We start from the raw sequence: 22,021 nt of genomic DNA, 5'->3' as shown, positions 1-22,021 counted from the left end.
ACAGCTTGTCGTTTTTACTGATTCAAACTAGTAATAAACTCTTCAATTTGCTCTTGTGTCTTCCTATTTTTACTCACGAACCTTCCAATTTCCTCTCCATTTTTGAATGCAAGGAAACTTGGTATGCCAAACACATCATTTTCAGCGCAAATATGAATGAATTTATCACGATCGACATAAACGAATGTCCACCCGTCATACTTTTCTTCCAACTCTGGAAGGAAAGGTTCGATGACACGGCAATCAGGACACCAATCAGCTGAAAATAAAAATATAACGGACTCTTGAGCAATAAGATTTTTCATCTGTAGATCTGACTCTAAATTAATCACTTACGACACCTCCCAAATCATTCTAGCATAGGTTCAATCGTATTCAATAGTCATGTCTCCCGGTTGAATCCAACCCTTTTTTCTAAACCAACTATAAATAAAGAAGCTAATCAAAGCTGGTCCGATAAAATGGAAACTTACGATAAGGAAAAGCACGCTCCAAGAAAAACCCATCGATTCAAATGTCATTATTTGACCAACGAACCCACTGGTCCCCATCCCTGCACCAGCTGCATTGTTCTCTACTTTTAACCACATGGTAGCTATAGGGGCAAGAACTGCCCCTGCCATCGTAGGGGGAAGAATAATAATCGGTTTTTTAACCACATTAGCGATTTGTAACATCGAAGTGCCTATTCCTTGTGCTAACGCTCCTCCGAATCCATTATCTCTATAGCTAATTGTAGCAAATCCGACCATTTGGGCCGCACAACCTATTGTAGCCGCCCCTGCTGCTAACCCTTCGAGGGACAGCATAAGGGCTATTGCAAGGCTGGAAATAGGCGCTGTCAACGCTATTCCCATCAGTACAGCAACGAGTATCCCCATTATGAAAGGTTGTTGTTGTGTGGCCCAGTTGATCACCTCACCGATGGCTGTCATAAATCGCCCTAGGGGAGCACCTATTATTGCCCCTATCGCATACCCGACTAAAATCGTAGCAAAGGGCGTTAGAATAATATCAATCTTTGTTTCTTTACTTACGATTTTTCCAAATTCTGTAGCTACCAATGCGGCTATATAACTACCAGCTGGACCTCCAAGTTCTGCACCAGCAGCGCCACTGAAGAGGGAAGCAAAAATGACGAGTGGAGGAGCCTTTAATCCATAAGCAATTGCAGCACCAATCGCTCCTCCCCATATTTTAGTGTCCATCGCTATGGAACCCATTTCAATGAAAGATTCTGATAGAACCAAAATATTGGTTTGTTCTCCAATCGTCTTAATAATCAAACCTATAATTAATGATGAAAAAATACCAAGAGCCATAGAACTCAACGCTGTTACAAAGTACGCCTGAAAGGAGAGTTGTACCCCTTTTCTCTTTAAAAAATCTCGCATCTCTCAACCTCCCATACTAAACAAACACAATAATACACCTATTTTAAACAGGTGTAAATACATCTAGAAATTCATTTTAGGTCCAATTGCCCATACAGCTATACATAACCCCTATTGTTTTACTAGATAAAAAGATCTATAATAAATCAGTATATATAGAAATTTGCGAATTTTTAAAAGGAGGAGTCGAATGAAGTCGATTAGAGGTCGTGTCCGCTTTATACTTATTGTTTCATTAATTGGGTTACTTGTAGTCATTGGTTTTTCTACATATTTTTTCCAGGAGCAAACTTCCATGTCAGAACGTACAGAAGAAATACAACAATCGCTTGCTGACAGTGAAGAAATCAAAAATTTAATGACTGCAACACTTATCGAGCAACAAGAATTTTTCAATGAGCCGAGTGCAGAACAAGGGGAAGCCACAGAAAATGCTATTTCCCTTGTAGAAAAAAGCACGGGAAGTTATGCAGAGAAATACGAAGGTTACCCAGCAATCAGTGAACAATTCACAGCCATTCAAAAAAAAGCGAATCTTTACTCAGAAGAGCTCGGTCCTTTAGTGAATATGTTCAAACTAGTTGGTTATTCGGAGGATGAAGGACTTCACCATTCCATACAAACGGCTTACGGAGAGTTAAATGGGGTTCTCGATGAAACCAATAATGAAGAATTGAAGAATGCATTGCTTTCTATGAAAATAAACGAGCGTAATTACATTAGTAATCCTACAGAACAAAATCTTTCTTCGTTTAAAACAAGCTCACAAGAGTTCAAAAATATCACTACATCCATGGAATTGACAGAAGAACAAACTTCCACGTTGAATTCTAGTTTATTGAAATATGAGCAATCCGTTAATTCTATGAATAACACATTTACACAAGCGAATAACATCCGCTCTTCTTTCGAAAGTATTGCAAATGATGTAAACGCACAAGTTGACCAGGTAATGACTACAGCCGAGGAAATAAATCAAAAAATGGCCCAAGAGCAACAAGAGCAGCAACAATGGATGACCACATTAATTATTGCTATCGGAGCTATCATATTAATTATTACCTTTCTCACAGGTTTCTTCTTAATCCGTTCTATAAGAAAATCCATCCAAAGTCTTAAAGAAAGTGCCACGATAATCGGTGATGGCAATCTTTCTCACCGTGTAGATTTGAACTCCAAAGATGAAATGGCAGAGGTCGGATTACAATTTAATCATATGGCTGAACGCATGGAACAATCGGTAAGTAAAGTTCTTGAAGCTACCAGTGTATTGAATACATCTTCCGAACAATTAGCGATGATTTCAGACCAGACGTCAGATCAAGCACAGGAAGTTAATGAAGCGATCAACCAAGTTGCAGCTGGATCGCAAGACCAAGCACAAAAAATTGATGAAACCAATCACTTTATAGATGAGGTCTCTGCTGCCATAGCTAATACGAAAAATGCTACAGATAAAATTGAAACAAAATTGACAGAAGCTAAATCAGAAGGAGAACTCGGTCTCAGAACCGTAACCGAGTTAGAACATACCTCAAACTCATTCATTAGACTTGCTTCTCATATGACAAAAGAAGTTCAAATAGCATCGAATAAGTCAGGAGAAGTAAATAAAGTGGTAGCAACTATTGAAGACATCGCTGATAGCACGAATTTACTAGCATTGAATGCAGCCATCGAATCAGCACGTGCTGGAGAAGCAGGTAAAGGGTTTGCGGTCGTAGCAGATGAAGTAAGAAAATTGGCCGAGCGTTCCAAACAAGAGGCAGGTAGTATCCAAAAGATGGTTTCAGTCATGTCTGAACAAATGACTTCCCTTTCAGATGAAGCTGAGAAGTTCCAGCAATACCAAAACTCCCAGAACACAGCCGTCAACCATACAAAAGACGCGTTTGACAGAATTTCATCTTATGTTAAATCTATGAATATACAAATTGATGAGGTAAATAAAGCGGTGAAAGATGTCGACAAGGTTAATGATGAAGTAAAAGAAAGACTCCAAAGTGTTAGTGTCATATCCGAAGAAGCCGTGGCTACAGCAGAGGAAGTAGCAGCCTCTAGTGAAAATCAATTATCTTCCATTGAAAAAGTCCATCATTCCGCAACAGATCTTCAAGGGTTATCCCAGGAGCTTTCAGCTGAAATTAGTCAGTTCCATATACAAGAAGCTATCGTAGAAACAGAAAAAGAAGACCGTCAACCAAATAACGGACTTGATGAAGAATTTAAAAATGCTCATCACCAATTAGATCCACATGAAGTCATGGAAATGGATGAGAAGAAAAGTACCCAAAATAGGGAAGAGGAACTCTCTTCCTAATCAATTTAATATTATAAGAAAGTTATTCATAATATGGCTTTCTTGAAGACTTGAATTAGATCGCTGGAATCCGTTGTCGAATGAAGATGGGGATTGGGAAGCAACACGTCTAGCTCCATAGTCCAGACACTCGCGTCTAAGAAGGAACGTCTTCTACATTACCCCTATCTTAAGATAATAAAGCGTGTTATAGCAACTGGTCGAACCTTTTCCCTTAGCCCCTAAAGTCTCGAAACTGAGTCTCACAGAATAGAGAGCTTTTATGGAAGAAGGGGATATTTAGTTTGAGGAAAGTCTGGTTCAAGATACTTTGCTGGACTTCCATTTTTTAATCTTTCATACTGATAGCAAAGGGAACTTTAGGAGGTTTATAGAATGGAATTAACCGTCTATTTAGCAGGTCAAATTCACGACGATTGGCGTCATGAAGTAAGGAAAAAAGCAGATGAGAAAAATCTACCGCTCCACTTCGTCAGTCCTCAAGAAAACCACGAACTTTCTGATGACATAGGTGAAAAGATCCTTGGTGAACAACCAAACAAAATGTACCGTGATGATGCAGCGTCAAGCATAAACAATTTCAGAACCCGAGTCCTTCTACAAAAATCGGATGCTGTCATTGCCTTCTTCGGTGAATCGTATAAACAGTGGAATACTGCCTTGGATGCCGGAGCTGCTATCCAGGGGGGGGAAGCCCTTAATCCTTATAAGGCCAGAGTCCCTTGTCCACCCATTAAAAGAACTATCGAACCAGGCGGATGTGACAGTAGAAACGATAGAACAAGCTCTCGATGTTCTCAGCTATTTATATCAATAATTGAATGAAGGCGTAACCTAGCACTTAATAGACACGATATCCATGTGCAACAACTACCAGTCACTACCAGTGAGTGAGATTATTCCTCATGCAGAATGGGGGAACTTGTCGAGACTGGATCGGAGCAGGAGAGTGATTTGTCTATACTTTACTTGGTTGCCTTTTAAAAATTAAAAATTATTTTCCTATTAAAAAGGGTTGCGTCTAATCTAATATTAAACGCAACCCTTTATTATTGGTCATATTCCCATTGGCCCTTAAGTAATTTCACTACATGGGTGAACATCTCTTCGCGTTGAACAAGGCCATTAGTGAATATTCCTATGGCACCCTCATTCTTTCTTACTTCATGTTTATCTGCATAAACATCCATGACGTCCCCGAGCTCTTTCCCCTTTTCAAGACCGCTTTTAACTTCATCTGGTAGAAGGATTCGGGCTCCACTGGCCGTGTAAACATTTTCTTTCTTATCTACAAGAGCACCCCAATTGCATAGGTAAAGCTCATCTCCAATTTCCATTACTCCGCCCTCTAACCCTACTCCTATATGGGCTTTACTTTGCGAAGCACATTCTCTGGCACGGTTAATAGCCCCCTCTAATGTTTCCTCATCAGAAAAAGGCTGGGCAGCAACTTTGGATTCTACTTCCATTCCGACCACTTCCATATCAGGAAATACATGTTTTACGGATTCAACTTTTGTAGGGTTTTGGGATCCCACGTATATTTTCAGCATAGCGTGCACCTTTCTCCTTCTCATCCTTATATTACCAATATTTCTATCATTCAATTTCTAATACTACATATGAATCACCCACAAGGATGATGTCTAACCATTCTAGCACAAAGTCACGCTTGCTGGCATCAGCTTGCGTGACTTTGGTAAAATTAAACATTTTTTCTGATTTGCTCCACAGCATTTTCATCTGTAGATTTTACTAGTTTAACAAGTAATTCTTTGGCGGCTGCATAATCGTCCACATGAATAATGGAAGAGGAAGTATGAATGTAACGGGAGCAAACACCCACCACAGCAGATGGTACTCCATCATTAGACATATGAACCCTACCTGCATCCGTACCTCCCTGAGATACGAAATATTGATATGGGATATCATGCGTTTCTGCTGTATCTAAAATAAATTCCCTTATACCACGGTGGGTGACCATCGAACGGTCAAGGATACGTAAAAGAGCTCCTTTTCCTAGTTGGCCAAACTCTTTATTGTCGCCACTCATATCGTTAGCTGGAGAAGCATCCAGGGCATAAAAGATATCAGGGTCAATCATGTTTGCTGCCACTTGTGCCCCCCTTAACCCTACTTCTTCCTGGACGGTAGCCCCCGAATAAAGTTTATTAGGGAGTTGCTCTCCTTGCAGTTCTTTTAATAACTCAATGGAAAGTCCACATCCATAACGGTTATCCCAAGCTTTAGCTAATACTTTTTTTTCATTAGCCATTGGCGTGAACGGACAAATCGGAACAATAGGTTGTCCCGGCTTAATTCCAATACTCTTTGCATCTTCCCTATCGTCAGCGCCGATATCTATAAGCATATTTTTGATTTCCATCGGCTTCTTTCTCTGTTCAGGCGTCAAATTATGAGGTGGAATGGAACCAATAACTCCGACTACAGGGCCGTTTTCTGTCATTATCTGCACACGTTGAGCCAGCATAACTTGGTTCCACCATCCACCAAGTGTTTGAAAGCGGAGCATTCCATTTTCCGTAACTTGAGTAACCATAAATCCGACTTCATCCATATGTCCTGCTACCATGACCCTCGGGCCTTTTCCATTCTTGATACCGAAAACCCCACCAAGACGGTCCTGAATGACTTCATCTGCATACTTTTCTAATTCTTCTCTCATAAACTGACGCACTAGATGTTCGTTACCAGGCGCGCCTGGGAGTTCAGTCAAAGTTTTGAAAAGGTGCTTCGTCTCTTGATTCATATGTACATCTCCTTTTTATCCTTCTTCCATATAGTTTAACGGAATTTTGAAAACGTTTCTACAAATCAGTCATGTTAATATGTTTTGATTTCCTTTTAAGGGGAACATTTAGTATACTGAAGATTAGAAATTAGTTGTGAGGTGATTGGTAATGAACTGGAAAAAAGTCGCACTAGCCGCTGGTGTAGGAGCATTGGCAGGCTATGTTGTCAAAGAACAGTTAAGCAATGGTCAGGGAGTTACTCCTGAAAAAGCTTTGAAGATTGCCAAAGAAGCTTTTAAAAAGCAAGGGCCGATCAGTGGCTCATGGATTTACATGAAACCTGAAGAACTCAACAAGAATGGAATTAATTATGATGTATACCGTGGAGGCATTTCTAAAAACCAGGACGGTGAAACATCTCAATTTGAATTCTACATCGATACCGAAACTGGCACAATTGTAGATGTAGCTGAAACAACTGCATAATTTAGCGCAAAGACCAGGGCACACTGAAAAGACACGAAAATCATAAACAAAACGGCTGGAGAAGGACTCTCCTGTGACGGATAGCGTATGATGCGAGTGGCTAGGAGCAATGCTCGCGGTTTTTGATCGCCATAATTCACACAAGTTACTGAATCTTATCATTCAGTAACCAATCAAAAAGTACCCTCGAATATTCGAGGGTACTTTTTATTATGTGTACGAGTGTTTCTTTTGTTTCAATTGACCGATAACTTCACCATTTTCATCAAACCTTAACGCCCTGAAAATAGCGTCATGATAAAATACATACCATGCTTTTCTGAAATATCCATAATCCATCCAATTCTGCTTTTCATGTACCGATGTGACTGGATAATCATCGTAAGCTAGCGCCCACAGAACATTTTGGTGAGCATGAGTCGGCATTAGATCTGCCATATGAATAAAACAATCCGCTTCTCCATCTTCAAAAACAATTATCGAGTGTCCATCACTATGCCCACTTGTATGAATCATTTTAAGCCCTGGGACTATTTCAAGACTTTCTTCATAGGTATGTACAAGCCCTTCAACAGCCTTCCAATTAGATTCCCAGTACGTATTCTTAGAACGGATATTTGGATGGCGCATCTCGCTCCATTCTTTTTCACTCGTATAAATAACCGCATTCGGAAAGGAAGGTACAAGTTCATCGTCTTCCCACCGAGTTAACCCTGACGCATGATCGAAATGAAGATGAGTCATCAGCAAAGCATCGATATCTTCTGCTGTAAGATTCAAGTCCCTCAAACAACGGGTAATCGATGACTCTTCTAAAACCCCAAAATTCCGTTTCTGTTTATCACTCAATTTATCATTACCGATCCCAGAATCAATCAACATCCGTTTCCCGTCCACCTCAACTAAAATAGGGTCTGTCCTTAATTCTATCTGGTTTCGATCGTTCACAGGATATTTTTTGCTCCAAAGCGGTTTTGGGACCACACCGAACATTGCGCCTCCGTCCATATGTGTAACTCCACCATCTAACCACGTCAATGTAGCACGTCCGACCTTCATCTGTTCCACGGAAACATCCCCTTTTATACAAAGATAGCTCTAGTTTACCATATAAACTAGAGCTGATGTAAGCGTTGTCAAGGGGAGAACCGTGCCGTACATCGATAAATAGGCTGACCCTTTGCAGAAAATTTCTCTTCGTATTCTGTCGTTACGTTCAATGGGTCTTCGTCTGCGTGAAGATCTACAGAAACGTCTTCCAAAACCATACCATAATTAGAAAAACTCACTAGGGAATATTCAAATAGCCCTTTGTTATCTGTCTTCAATGTCACCTGTCCTCCGGACTTCAACACCGCTTCATATTGTTCAAGAAAAGTTCGGTACGTCAACCGTCGCTTTTCATGTTTATTCTTAGGCCAAGGATCCGAAAAGTTCAAGTAAATATGATCTACTTCGTCATCCTCGAATAACTCTCTCAAGTCTTTAGCGTTTTCATTGACCATTCGTACATTTTCTGTATCTGCTTCTATTACTTTTTTTACAGCACCGACAATGACACTTTTTACAAATTCCAGTCCAATAAAGTTGACTTCCGGGTGCTGACGGCCCATACCCGCAATAAACTGACCTTTACCTGAGCCTATCTCTAGATGAAGTGGCTGTTCTGTGTTTCGGAACAGCTCCTTCCATTTCCCTTTCATTTCAAACGGATACTGGACAACGATACCATCCTGCTCTCTTAGGAAATCGTCTGCCCATGGTTTATTTCTCAAACGCATATGTGGAATTCCTCCTTCTTATCGTTAAAATGTTACCACGAAGCCACAAAAATATAAAATTTTTTCTATTTGGACGGTAAAGGAGGCATAAACGATGTATCTCCCTTATATAGGATAATGAGTGAGCTATACGCTCTTCACCATGAAACATGCGAAGAAGAGTGGAATTATTCTACAATTATGGGGTTGGGTTGTAAGCGCTTACTGCTTTAGTATAGAAATCGTGGAAAAACAAATAAAACAGGAGTGATGATTAAAATTATGAATCTTATGACTAAAATGATCGAGCTGACTGTATTAGCCTTTTTCTCCGTACTATTCGCAGGTTACGCACTTTTTATATATCCTTTTGAAAAAATGACTGAAATGATGAGCGCAGAAGTTAAAGAAAAGAAACTTAAATATACTCCTGCTACAGAAAAAACCGCTGCCTAATCAGCGGTTTTTTTATTTCCTCATCTCTTCCAGTAAAGCTCCCTATTCTGTAAGACTCAGTTTCGAGACATCTGGGAAAGTACGAATGGGGGATGGGAAGGCTCTACAACAGGTATTTTCATGGAATTTTCATATGCAACGGTGGATACCATGCAGAATGATTTCGAGTCACATTATACGGCTGAGGGGCGGAGGGAAACGGTGAGACTCCTGTGGGAGCTGCGGGACAGGTGAGACCCCGCATAGCTCGAGGAGGCTAACCGCCCGCCCCACGGAAAGCGAACCTTTTCCCGTAGCCCCTAACCTCCCACTAGAGTCTCGAAACCGAGTCTTCCGGAATACTGCCAGATAGTTGAATAATAGACATTTAAAGACAGTTCGGAAATGTGCATAAAAAAAGAAGTTGGGAGCACCCAACTTCTTTTTTCTATATTATTTCATGCTTCTGCATGATTTTTTTCAACTTCTCCGTACGTATCGACGCTTCATCATATTCGCCTCTCATCTGATGCCATTGGATGAAGGATAAAGCCTGAGAAATAGAATACCATCTCATTCGGTCAAACATGTGATAATCTGGGGAGATTCCATATTCCTTCAACCATGTTTCCCAGTGATCTTCAGGAATATAATTATATAAAAGCATACCTAAATCAAGAGCCGGATCCGCAACCATAGCGTTATCCCAATCAATTAAATAGAGATGGTCTTTTGAAGATAGCAACCAATTATTATGATTAGTGTCACAATGACAAACCACATGAACATCATGTTGGACTTGATCGACACGCTTCTCAAGAAACTTGATGGATTGATGAATTTCTATCCGGGGATCTACTTGGTCCAAGATTTTTTGGTTTTCTATGATGTCTCCCAAAACATCATCAGGGGTCAAAGGATGTTTGCCGAGTCGCATCAGCATATCTAAAAGTTCTGTGGAATGGTGAATCTTGCTTAGAAGCCCTGCAACACGCCTGTGTTTCATCTCTTCGGGCTTAAGCTCTCTTCCCTCTAACCACTCCTGGGCTGTTATTACATCTCCATTTTCCAGCCGTTTGGTCCAAACAAGCTTGGGTACAATACCTTCAGCAGATAAGACAGCTAGAAAAGGGGAAGAATTACGCTTCAAGAATAAACGCTTTCCTTCGGTATGAGCATAGTACGCTTCTCCTGTCGAACCGCCTGCTGGTGTTATCGTCCAATTACTACCAAGTATATGTTCCAACCAATTCACCTTCAATTCCTCAAATCCTCTTGTGATTCAATCACGTCTTTGTTTGTCGTTCAATTATATCGTACTTTGGTAATGATCCAAAACTTTCCCGAGCTCGATTCTACAGTCACCTTATTTTAGATTAACCCATTGATCTGTCAACTTTCAAGAGATATCTATCAATCCACGTAGAATGTTGTCGATATTCCCGCTTTTTCAATTTTACAATCGTAACACTTTCCACTTTGGCCATCGACTTGATATGGTATCCGTTCAAATGAACGGATGGACACACGGCTCGCTTTCACTTGCCGGACCTCTTTCATGCGAATATGCTGACCAAGAAAAACACTGAAAAACAAAGCCAACAGCTTTTTCTTTTTTATTGGTTCGACAAGCATAATGTAAAAAGCGGGGTTTTTTATATTTGCTTTTGGTGCTATTTTCATCCCACCACCGTAATATGGATGATTGGTTATGGTCACCATCATCGCTTCCTGCACAGGATAGAGTTTCCCATCAAGGATAAGTTCAAATTGAAATGGTCTCGCCCTTCGGATTGTACGAAATAGTGCTAAGGAGTATGTCAGTTTAGAGATACGTAACTTCCGAGCCCAGTATCTGTTTTTTTGATTATTAGCTGTTTCTACTACTAGTCCATCAAGACCGAATCCAATGCTATTCAGGAAAGCTCGTTGTCGGTTTTTCGATTGCTGACGGGGTAAATATCGACCTAACCGGACAGAGAATTGCTCTGGTCTTTTAATATATTTTTGAAAAAGCTTGATGCCTCGTTCTTTCAAGCGTATTCCACGTGCAAAATCATTTCCTGAGCCTGCAGGAATGAGGGAGATGGGAATCCTCGGATAGTTTATTATTCCATTCACCACTTCATGAAGAGTGCCATCCCCACCAATTACGACGACTGCAGTAATTGTCTCTTTATGGATTTCAACAACTTGGCGGGCAAGCTTTTCTGCATGCCCTTCTCCTTCAGTGAAAAAGGATCGGCAATTAGCTTTATTATATAATGGATCTTTTTGGATTTTACGGAATAGGACCTGTGCTTTTCCATTACCAGCTTCAGGATTGACAATCACAATATACATAAGACAATTCTCCTAGATCTAAATTCATATCATTATCATTTATACCATTATTCTATTATACTACTAGTTAAAAAGGGGGAATATGTCTTGGCTAAAGATTGTCAATATTGTGGAACATCTGTATATATCCCTGAAAGTGGTGCAATCGTCTTTAATCCTAAAGATACTAAAGAAGAAGGAATGATTCTACCGTTACCGCTAAATCATAAAAGTAGTGATGTTCAGGTGTACGAATACAAAAGTAAAGAGGAATTAAAGTCTTCCCTTCCCATCCTTTTTGAAGGTGCTACACCAAGATATTGGTCGCATATCATCAACACAGAAACTTCCCGTTCCTTTCCAATTTCTATACAGCATCTTTATGAAAGACTTTGCCATCCCGAAATGGCAGAACTTATCCACGAAGGTAGTTTTGATGCCCATCTACAACCAATTGTAGATATGAAAAATAATCAGATCCACGGTTACGAATCATTACTTCGGTCGAATAATCTGTCAGTTTCTCCAGGGGAGCTGTTTTCTTATGCTAATCGCTCAGGGCTGCAATCTATGCTCGATCAAAAAGCAAGAAAAACCGCCGTTAAAGCAAAGTCTGAACATTTACTTGAAGGTCAGAAAATATTTATTAATTTTTTACCATCGACGATTTACGTACCAGAGTTCTGTTTGAAGCACACTTTCCAAGTAGTTAAAGAATTCGACCTCGATCCTTCTGATTTAGTCTTTGAAGTCGTCGAAACAGAGAAGATTACCGATGTCGCTCATTTAAGATCTATCCTGGATACATATAAATCTTCTGGAATGAAGGTCGCTCTAGACGATGTCGGAACCGGATACAGTACATTAGATATGTTGAGTTTGCTCCAACCGGACTATTTAAAAATCGATCGCTCCTATGTAGAGGGGTGTCATAAAAACATAAAAAATCAAACATTTTTATATCAAGTGATGGAGCGGGCCGGCCAAATTGGTATTCAAGTACTTGCCGAAGGTATTGAAACAAAAGAAGAGTGGGACTGGCTAAGGAAGTTAGGTGTCGATTATGGCCAGGGATATTTCATCGGGAAGCCGAAACCGTATCCAGAAAAGGAGCTCATTTTTCCATGAAGTCCTCTTCCATATCCCATTCAGGTCTTCTGACAGCGACCGTTCTACAATGTTTTAATAAAGCTTCTGCTACTTTCAGTTGATCATGTTTTAGTGGTGATTTAGTATTCCTTTTTTCATTGAACCATTGTTGATACCTATGCTTTCCTATGAATGCCGTTTGGTATGGCTCTTGCCCTGGTCCAAATTCAAGGTCTGGAGCAAGAATCACTTTACGATACGGAAAATCTAATTGATACTCAGAAAGGATACTCTTGATAAACGTCTCTGTTCTTCGAAGGGATAGCATCGGGTTCCTTATTTTTTGTTGCCCATCTCCCCCCTCAATGTGCCAACTATGTTCGGTGGTCGGATAAAGGATTGTTCCACTCGGGTGAGAGAGAGAAGTGATTATATCAATACCGAATGGCCCGATGAGAAGATGATCAATTTCGACCTCTGCTTTTTTCATAAGGGCCACTGGTTCATACATCAGCAGATACGTATCTGGAAAACGCTGAAGGAAGTATTTCAAGTAAGGGTCTTCTTGGTATACATTATCGATAAATGATTTTTCTTTTAACGTAGTCGTCGCCCATTTCATCTGAAAAGGTAATAAACCATCCAAATAATACTGCTTCAATTCTCCGATGGATGTGGGGACGGGCACGAGATCCTCTTGTTTTTCAGGCTTATGTTCTAATTCCTCTTTTTTCCTCTTAAAAAACTTTCTCCATCCAGTGTCTTCTTCCGCCGTTCGAATTTCTTGTGAATGAAACTCTTCTTGGTCTTCCATCATGCCTTTTTCAAAACGATTTCCCATCTTTTTCCAATTATCATTTTTCAAACGTATATATTGGGTTGGATATTGAAAAATATTCACTTCATATCTTGATATATAATCTTTCAATTTAATCAGTTGAGCCATACTTACTCCTTTTCCCCTATATTAAAAACAGAAACAGACTCATATTTAGGTGTCTCCTGTGGGTGGATTCTAAAGATTGAGAATTCTCCCGCGGTCATCTCGTACTGCTTATTAAACAAAGAGGTCTCTGATGAATGTAAAAGTGGAGAATTTCCTCCTGCTTGTTTTTTTGCGATTGTCACATGGGGATGGAATTTCCTTTCTTCTTTTTTTAAACCCTAGCTTTTCTCCGACATCCTCAATATCATTTTTCATTTCTAATAACGAAGCCTTGCGTTCAACCCCTGCATGGAAAACACGGGGTTGTTTCTTATTTCCGAACGTACCTGCCGGACCAATGGTTAAAGGAAATGGATCAGGCCAATTTCCTTTCCTTAAGCGTGCAATGTATTCGTCAATGATATCATCGGAACAACCACCCAGGAATTTTAATGTAATATGAAAGTCTTCCTCATGGACCCAGATTTTATAATCCATATGCTCTTTCAAAATCGTCTGCCACTTAACCAATTCTTGCTTGATTTCTTCACTAATCTTAACTCCAATAAAATAATGACTGTTCATACGATACTCTCCTTTAATTCAGGTTGCCCCCATCTTCTTACAAAAATCACGATTATGGTTCCGATAAGAATCATTAGAGGAAGTCCCCCAAAATGAAAGGTGCGTCACCCATGTCCATGCTCATTTCTTCTAGGATGGATGGTGAAACACTCACTGCCTAATTCATATCCACCAGTCGAATAACCATTTCTTAAGAGCTAGCTGCCAGAAATAAACTCCCTATACCAGAGAGTGTGCCTCCCATTGCCAAAATGAATGTACCGAAATAATTATTCGCTAGCAACAAAGACCCGGAAATTGGAACACTAGATAAATTCCTCTTCCTTTACTTTGTAAGCTCATAAATACTTTCTGCGTAAATTTCAATAGCTTTGACCATATCTGAAATCCTTACATGCTCGTCACTTTGATGTGCAGTATCAGGACTATCAGGAAATAGGGCTCCGAAAGCCACCCCTGCATCCAGGGACCTTGCATAGGTTGCTCCTCCCATTGATTGAGCAGAAGACTCTTTCCCGGTGACACGGTTATATACGGAGAGTAAGGTAGATACAAATGGGTGATTTTTCTCTAGATGAATTGCAGGAAGATGATCATATACTTTTAATTTCCCTTCTTTTCTCTTTGCAAAAGACCTTAGCACCTGAAGGATCGAGTCATATTCCCCTGTCACAGGGTATCGGAGGTTAAAACCTATTTTACATGTATCATCTTTCCACTCTATAAAACCTAAATTACATGTAAGAGATCCTGATGCTTCATCTGATTGTTTAACACCTAAACCTTCTCCATCCGTCGTATCGAATGCTTTATAAATTTCCCTTGTAAATATCTTTGGACTCTCGGCCAGCGGCAGCTCTTGTAAGAAGCCAAGAAGGATTGTGATTGCATTTATTCCTCCTTCAGGTTTACTAGCGTGTACAGCTTTCCCCTTTACGGTAATCGTATATTCGCTCCCTTGTTGTTCTATGGAGCCATCTACCCCAAAGTCTTTGCTATATTTTTCGAAGTTACTTGTTATATTTCTTTCTGTTTTCACGCGAGCTACTGCCTGGTCTGGAACCATATTCAACCGGTCACCGCCCCGGACTTCCAGGATATCAACCTCTCCAGTCCCTTGTGGAGAAGGGTAGGTGATATAGCTGTCCAACAAACCTTTTTCCGCGTGGATGACCGGGAAAGATGCATCAGGTGTGAAACCGACAGACGGCATCTGTTCATGTTTAAAATAATATTCTATTCCTTTCCAATCTCGTTCTTCATCTGTTCCTAGAATTAACCTTATTTTTTTCTTTGGTTTGAAGCCTTGATCTTTCAAGAGTTTCATTGCAATATAGGCAGCCATGACCGGCCCTTTATCATCCTGAGCCCCTCTTGCATACAATTTCCCATCCCTGACAGTTGGTTCAAAGGGCGGCATCGACCAACCAGACCCAGCCGGAACAACATCCAAATGGCCCAGGATTCCTATCAAATCATTTCCATGACCGAACTCGATATGCCCGCCATGTCCATCGACGTTTTTAATATGAAATCCATCTTGATGGGCTATGTCCAACATTTTCTCCAATGCCTCTCCCACCGGCTTTCCATAAGGAAATGTTGCATCTTCCTCATAAACACTAGGAATCCTTAACAATTGACTCACTTTATCCAAAAATTCTCCCTCGTAAATTCGGCTTAATGACATAAAATCCATCTTCATTCTCCTTTATTGACGATCTTCTCATACGTATCTCGATCACAAACAGCATAAAGTTCACTATCATCATCTATAGGTTCACTAAGTTTACGGTTGATGGCAAGATCATTTCGGTCCGCTATTAAAGTGGCTCCTTCATCAAGTAGAGACTGGAAGGCATCACGATAGGTCTTCCAGTCTGGTCTAGTCGGGATATAAAATAAATCTTCTCCCACTGACCGCTTAAGTAACTGGCTGTATATACCAGACACCCCTTTCCGAAAAGCAGAACGAACAGCTAATGAAGAAATAGTCTCGTTAGATACAATGAATTCATCAATTTGTGCATGTTTAAAGTTCTTAATATGTTTTTCTTCCATCACTTCAGCAATCGTATGCACATTTGGCGCGACTGTTTCAATGGAAGACGCTATCAGCAACGTCTGACCATCGATCATTTGTTCACTTTCCAATCGGTCGTTTGCAAATATGAGCACCGCTCGTGCTTGCGAAATATTAGACTTTTCTAATGTCTCCACATCGGAAGCGTCTCCTCTTATGTAATGAATGTTCTCAGACAACATAGGTGCTTCTTTCATTTGATCGATAATGACAATTTCACATTCTTTATTTGTTTCTAATATTTCTTTAATTGCGAAGTGGGATTTCTGAGACCATCCAATAATAATGAAATGTCCGTTTTCCTTATACACAATATCACCCTCCAACCGTTTTTTACGAAATACGGCCAAGCCATCAATAATTTTTCCTATGACCACACCAATAAGTCCGATTCCTAAAACATATAATACTATGGCTATGGAACGGCCGGCGACCGAAACAGGATAAAAATCACCATATCCCACTGTTGTCACGGTAGTCATTACCCACCAGAATCCATCAAATAAAGTCGGAAACGTATCTTTTTCCACTAGTACGATTAAAATAGTGGATAGAATAATCAATAACGCACTGGTTATGAAAAGGACAGCATTATTCACTTTCACCATTTGTAAAAATAGTTTTCTGAAAAAAATCATTGATTTACCTCCTGTCATTAATATTTTGTAAATTAGGTGAATAATCTGTAAATTGAAATGATTATAGTAGCACCTTACGTATGAATATTGTAGAATGAAACCAACTTCAGAGATTCACAAGCACACAAGTTCCATATAATGACGATTAAGGAGTGGTTTTTTGAATCATCCATCATCCCGTATGCTCAATCGCATCAAGGCTGTTTACCTCTATATCAGAGACAGGGGAACAGTTACGACTAATGAGTTAGCAGATGAATTCGGTATCACTGATCGTACTATGCAAAGGGATTTAAGCATTTTGGAATACAACGGGCTTGTTTCGAGCCCGCACCGTGGCAAGTGGACGATCACTGAAAAGAAAGTCAAAATATCCTAATTTATATGACAAGGAATATAGAGGACACCCGGAACAAGTTCCGGGTGTTTTTATTGAAAGATATAGCGTAATAGTCTACCTGATAAGCCAATTTTGTCACATCACGCAAGGAAGCCACTCACTCGGGGATCGTTTGTTGTGCTTAAGCGTTTCGTGTTTATCCGGACTTTCCTTGCCTTTGTTTCTGAAATAATTGGTTTATCTACTCCGATTCAAGGTTTGTTATTCCTCTCAAGTAGCCTATTTCATCATCTGTCAGTTCTCTATACTCTCCGAGCTCAAGATCTTCATCCAGTTCAAGAGTTCCGACCTTTATTCGCTTCAGATATGTCACAGATTTACCTACCGCTTCAAACATACGCTTTACTTGATGGAACTTCCCTTCTGATATAGTCAATTCTATTTCTGATACATCATCAGATTTAAGAATGATAAGCTCTCCTGGCTTCGTTTTATATCCATCGTCAAGAGTTACACCGGAAGCGAATTCTTTCACGTCATCCTCTACCACTTTCCCATCGATTTCTGCAAAATATGTTTTGCCCACCCCTTTATTTGGTGAGGTTAAGCGATGATTAAGTTGACCGTCATTAGTAATCAATAGCAGACCTTCTGTATCTTTATCAAGACGACCGACGGGAAAAGGGTCAAAAACTTGATCTTCAGGCTGTAATATATCAATGACAGTCATATCATTGGCATCTTCTGTTGCAGAAATCAGATCTCCGGGTTTATTCATCATCAAGTAAATATATTTCTTATACTCTACTTCCTCTCCCATCACTGTTACTTGATCTTCTTCTGGATTCACATGGGTCTTTGCACTCTTTTCGGGATTACCATTAATTCGGACATTTCCACCCTTCAAAAGAGTTTTCACTTCTTTTCTAGTTCCATATCCCATATTGGCTAATAATTTATCAATACGCAATGACTCGTCCCTCCTTATCCTCGTTTCATAAACTTATCTAAGAATTTCACGCGCCCACCTAAAACACGTTCCAATAAAGTCGTTTGGTAAGCAAGGTATAAATAAACCATACCACCAATTCCTATACTGAAAAATAAAACGATTAGGGCATGAAGTCGGTTTTCCTGCGGGTCCAGCATAAAGCCTAGTATCCATTTTATCAAAAAGACAGCAAGGGCCATCATAACCGTAAGTATTAATACGAGCAAGGTTTTTTTGAGCAATGGTTTGTACACAATTTTAATAGAAGTGAAGATCCGCCAGAAGTTCAGGGTAACTGCAGTTGCTACCCCTAAGCCTGTAGCTATAATTGCTCCTTTTGCACCAAATAGTTGGATCAACCACCAGTTTAGACAAACTTTTATTAAAATACCGGAACCTAAGCTGATGACAGCGAAATTTTGTTTGTTGATTCCTTGCAGGATTGATGAAGTCACGGTATATAAAGCAAGGAACAACCCAACAGGCGCGTACCAACGTAAAAGATCTCCACGATAAGCTATTTCTTCCACACCATAAAATGTTGCATATGCTTCATACGCCACCACAGACAATCCGACAACCGCCGGGATAATCAATAGAGCTACAATTTGCAATGCTTGATTGATTTGATAATTCAACCTTTTTAATTCATTTTTTGTAAATGCCTGTGTAATGGCTGGTAACAAAGCTAATGAGAGGCCAAGCCCTAATGTTACAGGAATCATGATAAGCTTATGGCTTAAAAAGTTAATGATTGAAAAAGCATTGTTATACTCTAAACCTGAAGCTTTGATGGCTTTTTCTAAAGTGAATTGGTCCACAAGCTGATAAAGGGGTGTCGCAATTCCAACTAAAATAAAGGGACCTGCATACGCAAACAGTTCTTTGAACATGTCTTTATTTGTTAAACCATAGGTATATTCTTGTTCTTGTAACTGTCTGTCCAAAAATGGTTTGCGTTTTCTCCAGTAAATGTAGAGAACAATACAAGAAGCTAGGCCACCAATAAATGCCGCAAATGTAGCAAAACCTACTGCTCTAGGGGTTGGCCCTCCTAAAAGTTGGACAATAATAAATACGGATGTAAGCAAAAATGCGATACGGACAATCTGCTCGACAACTTGTGATACGGCCGTTGGCGCCATCGATTCATGTCCTTGGAAAAAACCTCTCGTTATACTCATAGGAGGAATTACCAGTAAAGCAAAGCTGACCATTTGGATGACCATTGTCGCACGTCCCAACCGATCAGATCCTGCACCAATCGTCCAGGCAGCTACCTGTTCAGCTGAAAAAAACAATATCAAGAATGCTATAACGCCACTGATGGACATTAAAGTCATCCCTGCTTTTAGCATCCTGCGTCCGGTTTCATAATCACCCAGCGAATTATATTTCGAAACGAACTTTGAAACCGCCACAGGTACACCCATACTTGATAAGCTTAAAAGGATGCTATAGGGAACATAAGCAATAGAAAACAAGTCTGTCCCTTCTGTACCTACCATATTTTCAAACGGAACCGTATAAATCATTCCCAGGAATTTTGATAAAAATGTTCCTGCTGTCAATAACATCGTACCTTTAAGAATCTTTGACATAATTTGCTTTTCACCTTCAATTTTATTGTAGAATCGACCTCATCTATTTTATCATAGATAAAGGAAGAACAAGGAACGAATGACTAGAAAGGAAGACAATCATGACTTACCAAGTAACTGTCATTGGTGGAGGTCCGTCTGGACTTATGGCTGCCATAGCTGCAGCCGAGCAAGGAGGAAAGACTCTTCTAATTGACAAAGGAAAGAAACTAGGCACAAAACTAGCCATATCTGGCGGGGGACGTTGTAATGTGACCAACCGCTTGCCAGAAGAAGAAGTAATCAAACACATACCAGGTAATGGAAAATTCCTTTACAGTCCCTTTTCAGTATTCAACAATTATGACATCATCGATTTTTTCGAAAATCTAGGCGTAGAACTGAAAGAAGAAGACCATGGACGTATGTTTCCTGTCAGCAACAAAGCGAAAGACGTAGTTCAGGCGCTTTTAAACCGGATGAGTGAATTGGGCGTCGAGATACGCACAGAAACGCCTGTGGAGGCAATCCAATATGGGGAAGATCATCACCAAGTCATTTTAAAATCAAAAGAAAAGATTCCGACTCGTTCGCTGATTCTTGCTGTGGGAGGGAAGGCTGTCCCACATACAGGATCGACGGGGGATGGGTATTCCTGGGCAAAAAAAGCTGGACATACGATTACTGAGCTTTTCCCAACAGAAGTTCCCCTCCTATCAAAAGATTCATTTATTAAAAATAAAACATTGCAAGGACTTTCTTTACGGGACGTAAATGTTTCCGTGTTAAATCCTAAAGGGCGCAATATTGTGACCCATCGTATGGATATGTTGTTTACACACTTCGGGTTATCCGGCCCTGCTATTTTGAGATGCTCGCAATACGTAGTGAAAGAATTTATGAAAGGGCACCGTCCTGTTACTATAGAAATTGACGCCTTACCCGATGAAAAAGAAGCTGTTTTATTTGAAAAACTGCAAAAAGAAATAAAGGATCAGTCTAAAAAGACGTTCCGAAATGTGGTTAAAGGAATGGTTCCCGAGCGTCTACTCGACTTTGTTTTAGAAGAAGTTGATATCTCCCGAGATGAAAAATCTGCTAACATCTCCAATGAGCAATTAAGAAACTTTACCCATTTACTTAAAAAATTCCAAGTGAACATCTATGACTCACAACCAATCGAAAAAGCTTTTGTGACAGGTGGCGGAGTTTCAATCAAAGAAATAGTACCAAATACCATGCAATCTAAGTTGATGGAAAGATTATATTTTTGCGGAGAAATTTTAGATATTCATGGATATACTGGTGGATACAATATCACTTCAGCAATGGTTACTGGCAGAGTTGCTGGTATGCATGCCGCATGGGAATCGATCAATTAACGTGGAATAACTAAACTTTCCTGGAAGAACAGAAAGTCGAGAAAGGTTCATCCCTTTCTCGACTTTCTTTGTTTGTATTCTTTTTCTTTTCCGAGTTCTTTATTTATCATCTGTTGCATTGTTTCTAGATCATCTTGAGAAACAACTGGATCCTCGTCGTTCCAATCAACCATATAAACGATATAGAACCACCGTATCCTTCGGAAATAAACAATTGAGTTAGGAAACTTATCAAAATAACCTCTGACCATTTTTCTACGTGAATAACTCCATCTTACAAGGTGAATAGCAAACACTCCGAACATGTATTCTCCCTTTTAGTATACCGGAGACAACTATCAAACTCAACTATTTACCATATTAATGCAAGAGCCATATACACGAATACTAAACTGCTAGAAAGATATAAAAATCCATACACTTTCAATCGTTCATAAGGGTTTGTCACCCCGAAAATCCCAACGATAGCTAACCATATAATGATTATTACAAAAAAGATATGTTGCAACGGAGTTATTTCTTCTTTCAATGAAGCTAAATAAAAGCCAATTGGGATTAATAAAAACATTATTGCATATTTCCAATTCCAAAATGTATTTCTCTTTCTTTCTAATTTAGTCATAGAACCACCCTTCATTTTAATACGCTATTAAATCTGTTTCCCAATATTTTTCCATACCTATTTACGACAGAATCAATCGCTTAGAATGACCCCATTCATCCCCTTTTGAATAAGGAAATAAAGAAACTTTTTTGATATGTATCCCCTACATTTTACCACATCATACGCCAGAATAAATAATCATAGAAAAACCCTTCAGGAACAATCCCTGAAGGGTTAACGATTGACGTGGCGGCGTCCTACTCTCACGGGGGTAAACCCGACTACCATCGGCGCTGAAGAGCTTAACTGCTGTGTTCGGCATGGGAACAGG

At 39.8% G+C, this 22,021-nt stretch carries 22 protein-coding genes, 1 rRNA gene and 1 pseudogene; 7 read left to right on the top strand and 17 right to left on the bottom strand.

Features of this window, described 5'->3' with window-relative positions; translation table 11 throughout:
* Positions 1-14: 14 nt before the first annotated feature.
* Positions 15-332, bottom strand: coding sequence for a thioredoxin family protein (locus BMZ58_RS00120; RefSeq protein ID WP_244151461.1), 318 nt, complete (start codon positions 330-332; stop codon positions 15-17).
* Positions 333-365: 33 nt separating this feature from the next.
* Complete coding sequence (locus tag BMZ58_RS00115; RefSeq protein WP_075034536.1) at positions 366-1,394, bottom strand: PTS sugar transporter subunit IIC; 1,029 nt, start codon at positions 1,392-1,394, stop codon at positions 366-368.
* Between the two features lie 190 nt (positions 1,395-1,584).
* Between BMZ58_RS00115 and BMZ58_RS00110 the strand changes: the two genes are divergently transcribed.
* Together BMZ58_RS00110 and BMZ58_RS00105 are read left to right on the top strand one after the other, a co-directional pair.
* A complete protein-coding gene (locus tag BMZ58_RS00110) occupies positions 1,585-3,714 on the top strand; it encodes a methyl-accepting chemotaxis protein (RefSeq protein WP_075034535.1) in 2,130 nt (709 codons plus the stop codon).
* A gap of 375 nt (positions 3,715-4,089) precedes the next feature.
* Positions 4,090-4,531 (top strand): annotated as a pseudogene (locus BMZ58_RS00105) (YtoQ family protein).
* A 232-nt stretch (positions 4,532-4,763) separates the two neighbouring features.
* Here the strand turns inward: BMZ58_RS00105 and BMZ58_RS00100 are convergent.
* Positions 4,764-5,264, bottom strand: a complete 501-nt coding sequence (locus BMZ58_RS00100) for a DUF84 family protein (RefSeq protein ID WP_075035069.1) — start codon at positions 5,262-5,264, stop codon at positions 4,764-4,766.
* A 155-nt stretch (positions 5,265-5,419) separates the two neighbouring features.
* Entirely contained in the window at positions 5,420-6,487 is a 1,068-nt protein-coding gene (locus BMZ58_RS00095) for a M42 family metallopeptidase (RefSeq protein ID WP_075034534.1), read from the bottom strand.
* Positions 6,488-6,638: 151 nt separating this feature from the next.
* Here BMZ58_RS00095 and BMZ58_RS00090 point away from each other — a divergent pair, with 151 nt between their 5' ends.
* Positions 6,639-6,956 carry a PepSY domain-containing protein gene (locus BMZ58_RS00090; protein ID WP_075034533.1) on the top strand — a complete coding sequence of 106 codons (318 nt, stop codon included), beginning with the start codon at positions 6,639-6,641 and terminating at the stop codon, positions 6,954-6,956.
* A gap of 210 nt (positions 6,957-7,166) precedes the next feature.
* On the opposite strand, the gene BMZ58_RS00085 is transcribed toward BMZ58_RS00090, so the two are convergent.
* Together BMZ58_RS00085 and trmB are read right to left on the bottom strand one after the other, a co-directional pair.
* Entirely contained in the window at positions 7,167-8,024 is an 858-nt protein-coding gene (locus BMZ58_RS00085) for a YtnP family quorum-quenching lactonase (RefSeq protein ID WP_075034532.1), read from the bottom strand.
* A 68-nt stretch (positions 8,025-8,092) separates the two neighbouring features.
* A complete protein-coding gene (trmB, locus tag BMZ58_RS00080) occupies positions 8,093-8,737 on the bottom strand; it encodes a tRNA (guanosine(46)-N7)-methyltransferase TrmB (RefSeq protein ID WP_075034531.1) in 645 nt (214 codons plus the stop codon).
* A 270-nt stretch (positions 8,738-9,007) separates the two neighbouring features.
* On the opposite strand from trmB, the gene BMZ58_RS20890 reads away from it, so the two are divergent.
* A complete protein-coding gene (locus BMZ58_RS20890; RefSeq protein ID WP_167359996.1) occupies positions 9,008-9,172 on the top strand; it encodes a hypothetical protein in 165 nt (54 codons plus the stop codon).
* Between the two features lie 427 nt (positions 9,173-9,599).
* Here the strand turns inward: BMZ58_RS20890 and BMZ58_RS00070 are convergent, their stop codons facing one another.
* Together BMZ58_RS00070 and BMZ58_RS00065 are read right to left on the bottom strand one after the other, a co-directional pair.
* Positions 9,600-10,406: a phosphotransferase family protein gene (locus BMZ58_RS00070; protein ID WP_425268639.1), complete on the bottom strand. Its 807-nt coding sequence runs from the start codon at positions 10,404-10,406 to the stop codon at positions 9,600-9,602.
* 158 nt (positions 10,407-10,564) lie between these two features.
* Positions 10,565-11,494: a diacylglycerol/lipid kinase family protein gene (locus BMZ58_RS00065; protein ID WP_075034529.1), complete on the bottom strand. Its 930-nt coding sequence runs from the start codon at positions 11,492-11,494 to the stop codon at positions 10,565-10,567.
* Between the two features lie 87 nt (positions 11,495-11,581).
* Between BMZ58_RS00065 and BMZ58_RS00060 the strand changes: the two genes are divergently transcribed.
* On the top strand, positions 11,582-12,601 hold the full coding sequence (locus BMZ58_RS00060; RefSeq protein WP_075034528.1) for an EAL domain-containing protein: 1,020 nt from the start codon (positions 11,582-11,584) through the stop codon (positions 12,599-12,601).
* Here BMZ58_RS00060 and BMZ58_RS00055 read toward each other — a convergent pair.
* From BMZ58_RS00055 to BMZ58_RS00040, 4 genes are all read right to left on the bottom strand, one after another.
* The gene (locus BMZ58_RS00055) at positions 12,588-13,508 is read right to left on the bottom strand and encodes a nuclease-related domain-containing protein (protein WP_075034527.1); all 921 of its coding nucleotides are present in this window, start codon (positions 13,506-13,508) and stop codon (positions 12,588-12,590) included. The two genes, BMZ58_RS00060 and BMZ58_RS00055, sit on opposite strands and share 14 nt — an antisense overlap.
* Positions 13,509-13,619: 111 nt before the next feature.
* Positions 13,620-14,072 carry an RNA 2',3'-cyclic phosphodiesterase gene (thpR, locus tag BMZ58_RS00050; RefSeq protein WP_075034526.1) on the bottom strand — a complete coding sequence of 151 codons (453 nt, stop codon included), beginning with the start codon at positions 14,070-14,072 and terminating at the stop codon, positions 13,620-13,622.
* A gap of 325 nt (positions 14,073-14,397) precedes the next feature.
* Entirely contained in the window at positions 14,398-15,771 is a 1,374-nt protein-coding gene (gene pepV, locus BMZ58_RS00045) for a dipeptidase PepV (protein ID WP_083412457.1), read from the bottom strand.
* Between the two features lie 2 nt (positions 15,772-15,773).
* Complete coding sequence (locus BMZ58_RS00040; protein WP_075034524.1) at positions 15,774-16,793, bottom strand: potassium channel family protein; 1,020 nt, start codon at positions 16,791-16,793, stop codon at positions 15,774-15,776.
* Between the two features lie 160 nt (positions 16,794-16,953).
* On the opposite strand from BMZ58_RS00040, the gene BMZ58_RS00035 reads away from it, so the two are divergent.
* Positions 16,954-17,172: a DeoR family transcriptional regulator gene (locus BMZ58_RS00035; protein ID WP_075034523.1), complete on the top strand. Its 219-nt coding sequence runs from the start codon at positions 16,954-16,956 to the stop codon at positions 17,170-17,172.
* A 202-nt stretch (positions 17,173-17,374) separates the two neighbouring features.
* Here BMZ58_RS00035 and BMZ58_RS00030 read toward each other — a convergent pair whose 3' ends face one another.
* Positions 17,375-18,103 carry a pseudouridine synthase gene (locus BMZ58_RS00030; RefSeq protein ID WP_075034522.1) on the bottom strand — a complete coding sequence of 243 codons (729 nt, stop codon included), beginning with the start codon at positions 18,101-18,103 and terminating at the stop codon, positions 17,375-17,377.
* 14 nt (positions 18,104-18,117) lie between these two features.
* On the bottom strand, positions 18,118-19,725 hold the full coding sequence (locus tag BMZ58_RS00025; protein WP_075034521.1) for a putative polysaccharide biosynthesis protein: 1,608 nt from the start codon (positions 19,723-19,725) through the stop codon (positions 18,118-18,120).
* A 101-nt stretch (positions 19,726-19,826) separates the two neighbouring features.
* Between BMZ58_RS00025 and BMZ58_RS00020 the strand changes: the two genes are divergently transcribed.
* Entirely contained in the window at positions 19,827-21,086 is a 1,260-nt protein-coding gene (locus BMZ58_RS00020; protein WP_075034520.1) for a BaiN/RdsA family NAD(P)/FAD-dependent oxidoreductase, read from the top strand.
* A 47-nt stretch (positions 21,087-21,133) separates the two neighbouring features.
* Here BMZ58_RS00020 and BMZ58_RS00015 read toward each other — a convergent pair whose 3' ends face one another.
* From BMZ58_RS00015 to rrf, 3 genes are all read right to left on the bottom strand, one after another.
* Entirely contained in the window at positions 21,134-21,391 is a 258-nt protein-coding gene (locus BMZ58_RS00015; protein WP_244151459.1) for a hypothetical protein, read from the bottom strand.
* Positions 21,392-21,438: 47 nt separating this feature from the next.
* Entirely contained in the window at positions 21,439-21,654 is a 216-nt protein-coding gene (locus BMZ58_RS00010) for a hypothetical protein (protein WP_167359997.1), read from the bottom strand.
* 280 nt (positions 21,655-21,934) lie between these two features.
* Positions 21,935-22,021, bottom strand: a 5S ribosomal RNA gene (gene rrf, locus BMZ58_RS00005); the annotation flags it as partial.

Source organism: Halobacillus dabanensis, assembly GCF_900114165.1.
GTDB classification, from domain to species: Bacteria; Bacillota; Bacilli; order Bacillales; family Halobacillaceae; genus Halobacillus; species Halobacillus dabanensis.
Note: the sequence above shows the minus strand (reverse complement) of the source record. Positions and strands in the feature narration are given on the sequence as shown.

Excerpts from the sequence above, each read along its gene's own strand:
- BMZ58_RS00025 (WP_075034521.1), bottom strand. The coding sequence starts at position 19,725 with ATGTCAAAGATTCTTAAAGGTACGATGTTATTGACAGCAGGAACATTT.
- BMZ58_RS00020 (WP_075034520.1), top strand. The coding sequence starts at position 19,827 with ATGACTTACCAAGTAACTGTCATTGGTGGAGGTCCGTCTGGACTTATG.
- BMZ58_RS00065 (WP_075034529.1), bottom strand. The coding sequence starts at position 11,494 with ATGTATATTGTGATTGTCAATCCTGAAGCTGGTAATGGAAAAGCACAG.
- BMZ58_RS00095 (WP_075034534.1), bottom strand. The coding sequence starts at position 6,487 with ATGAATCAAGAGACGAAGCACCTTTTCAAAACTTTGACTGAACTCCCA.
- BMZ58_RS00090 (WP_075034533.1), top strand. The coding sequence starts at position 6,639 with ATGAACTGGAAAAAAGTCGCACTAGCCGCTGGTGTAGGAGCATTGGCA.
- BMZ58_RS00110 (WP_075034535.1), top strand. The coding sequence starts at position 1,585 with ATGAAGTCGATTAGAGGTCGTGTCCGCTTTATACTTATTGTTTCATTA.
- thpR (WP_075034526.1), bottom strand. The coding sequence starts at position 14,072 with ATGAACAGTCATTATTTTATTGGAGTTAAGATTAGTGAAGAAATCAAG.
- BMZ58_RS00015 (WP_244151459.1), bottom strand. The coding sequence starts at position 21,391 with ATGTTCGGAGTGTTTGCTATTCACCTTGTAAGATGGAGTTATTCACGT.
- BMZ58_RS20890 (WP_167359996.1), top strand. The coding sequence starts at position 9,008 with ATGACTAAAATGATCGAGCTGACTGTATTAGCCTTTTTCTCCGTACTA.
- BMZ58_RS00010 (WP_167359997.1), bottom strand. The coding sequence starts at position 21,654 with ATGTTTTTATTAATCCCAATTGGCTTTTATTTAGCTTCATTGAAAGAA.
- pepV (WP_083412457.1), bottom strand. The coding sequence starts at position 15,771 with ATGGATTTTATGTCATTAAGCCGAATTTACGAGGGAGAATTTTTGGAT.
- BMZ58_RS00055 (WP_075034527.1), bottom strand. The coding sequence starts at position 13,508 with ATGGCTCAACTGATTAAATTGAAAGATTATATATCAAGATATGAAGTG.
- trmB (WP_075034531.1), bottom strand. The coding sequence starts at position 8,737 with ATGCGTTTGAGAAATAAACCATGGGCAGACGATTTCCTAAGAGAGCAG.
- BMZ58_RS00040 (WP_075034524.1), bottom strand. The coding sequence starts at position 16,793 with ATGATTTTTTTCAGAAAACTATTTTTACAAATGGTGAAAGTGAATAAT.
- BMZ58_RS00115 (WP_075034536.1), bottom strand. The coding sequence starts at position 1,394 with ATGCGAGATTTTTTAAAGAGAAAAGGGGTACAACTCTCCTTTCAGGCG.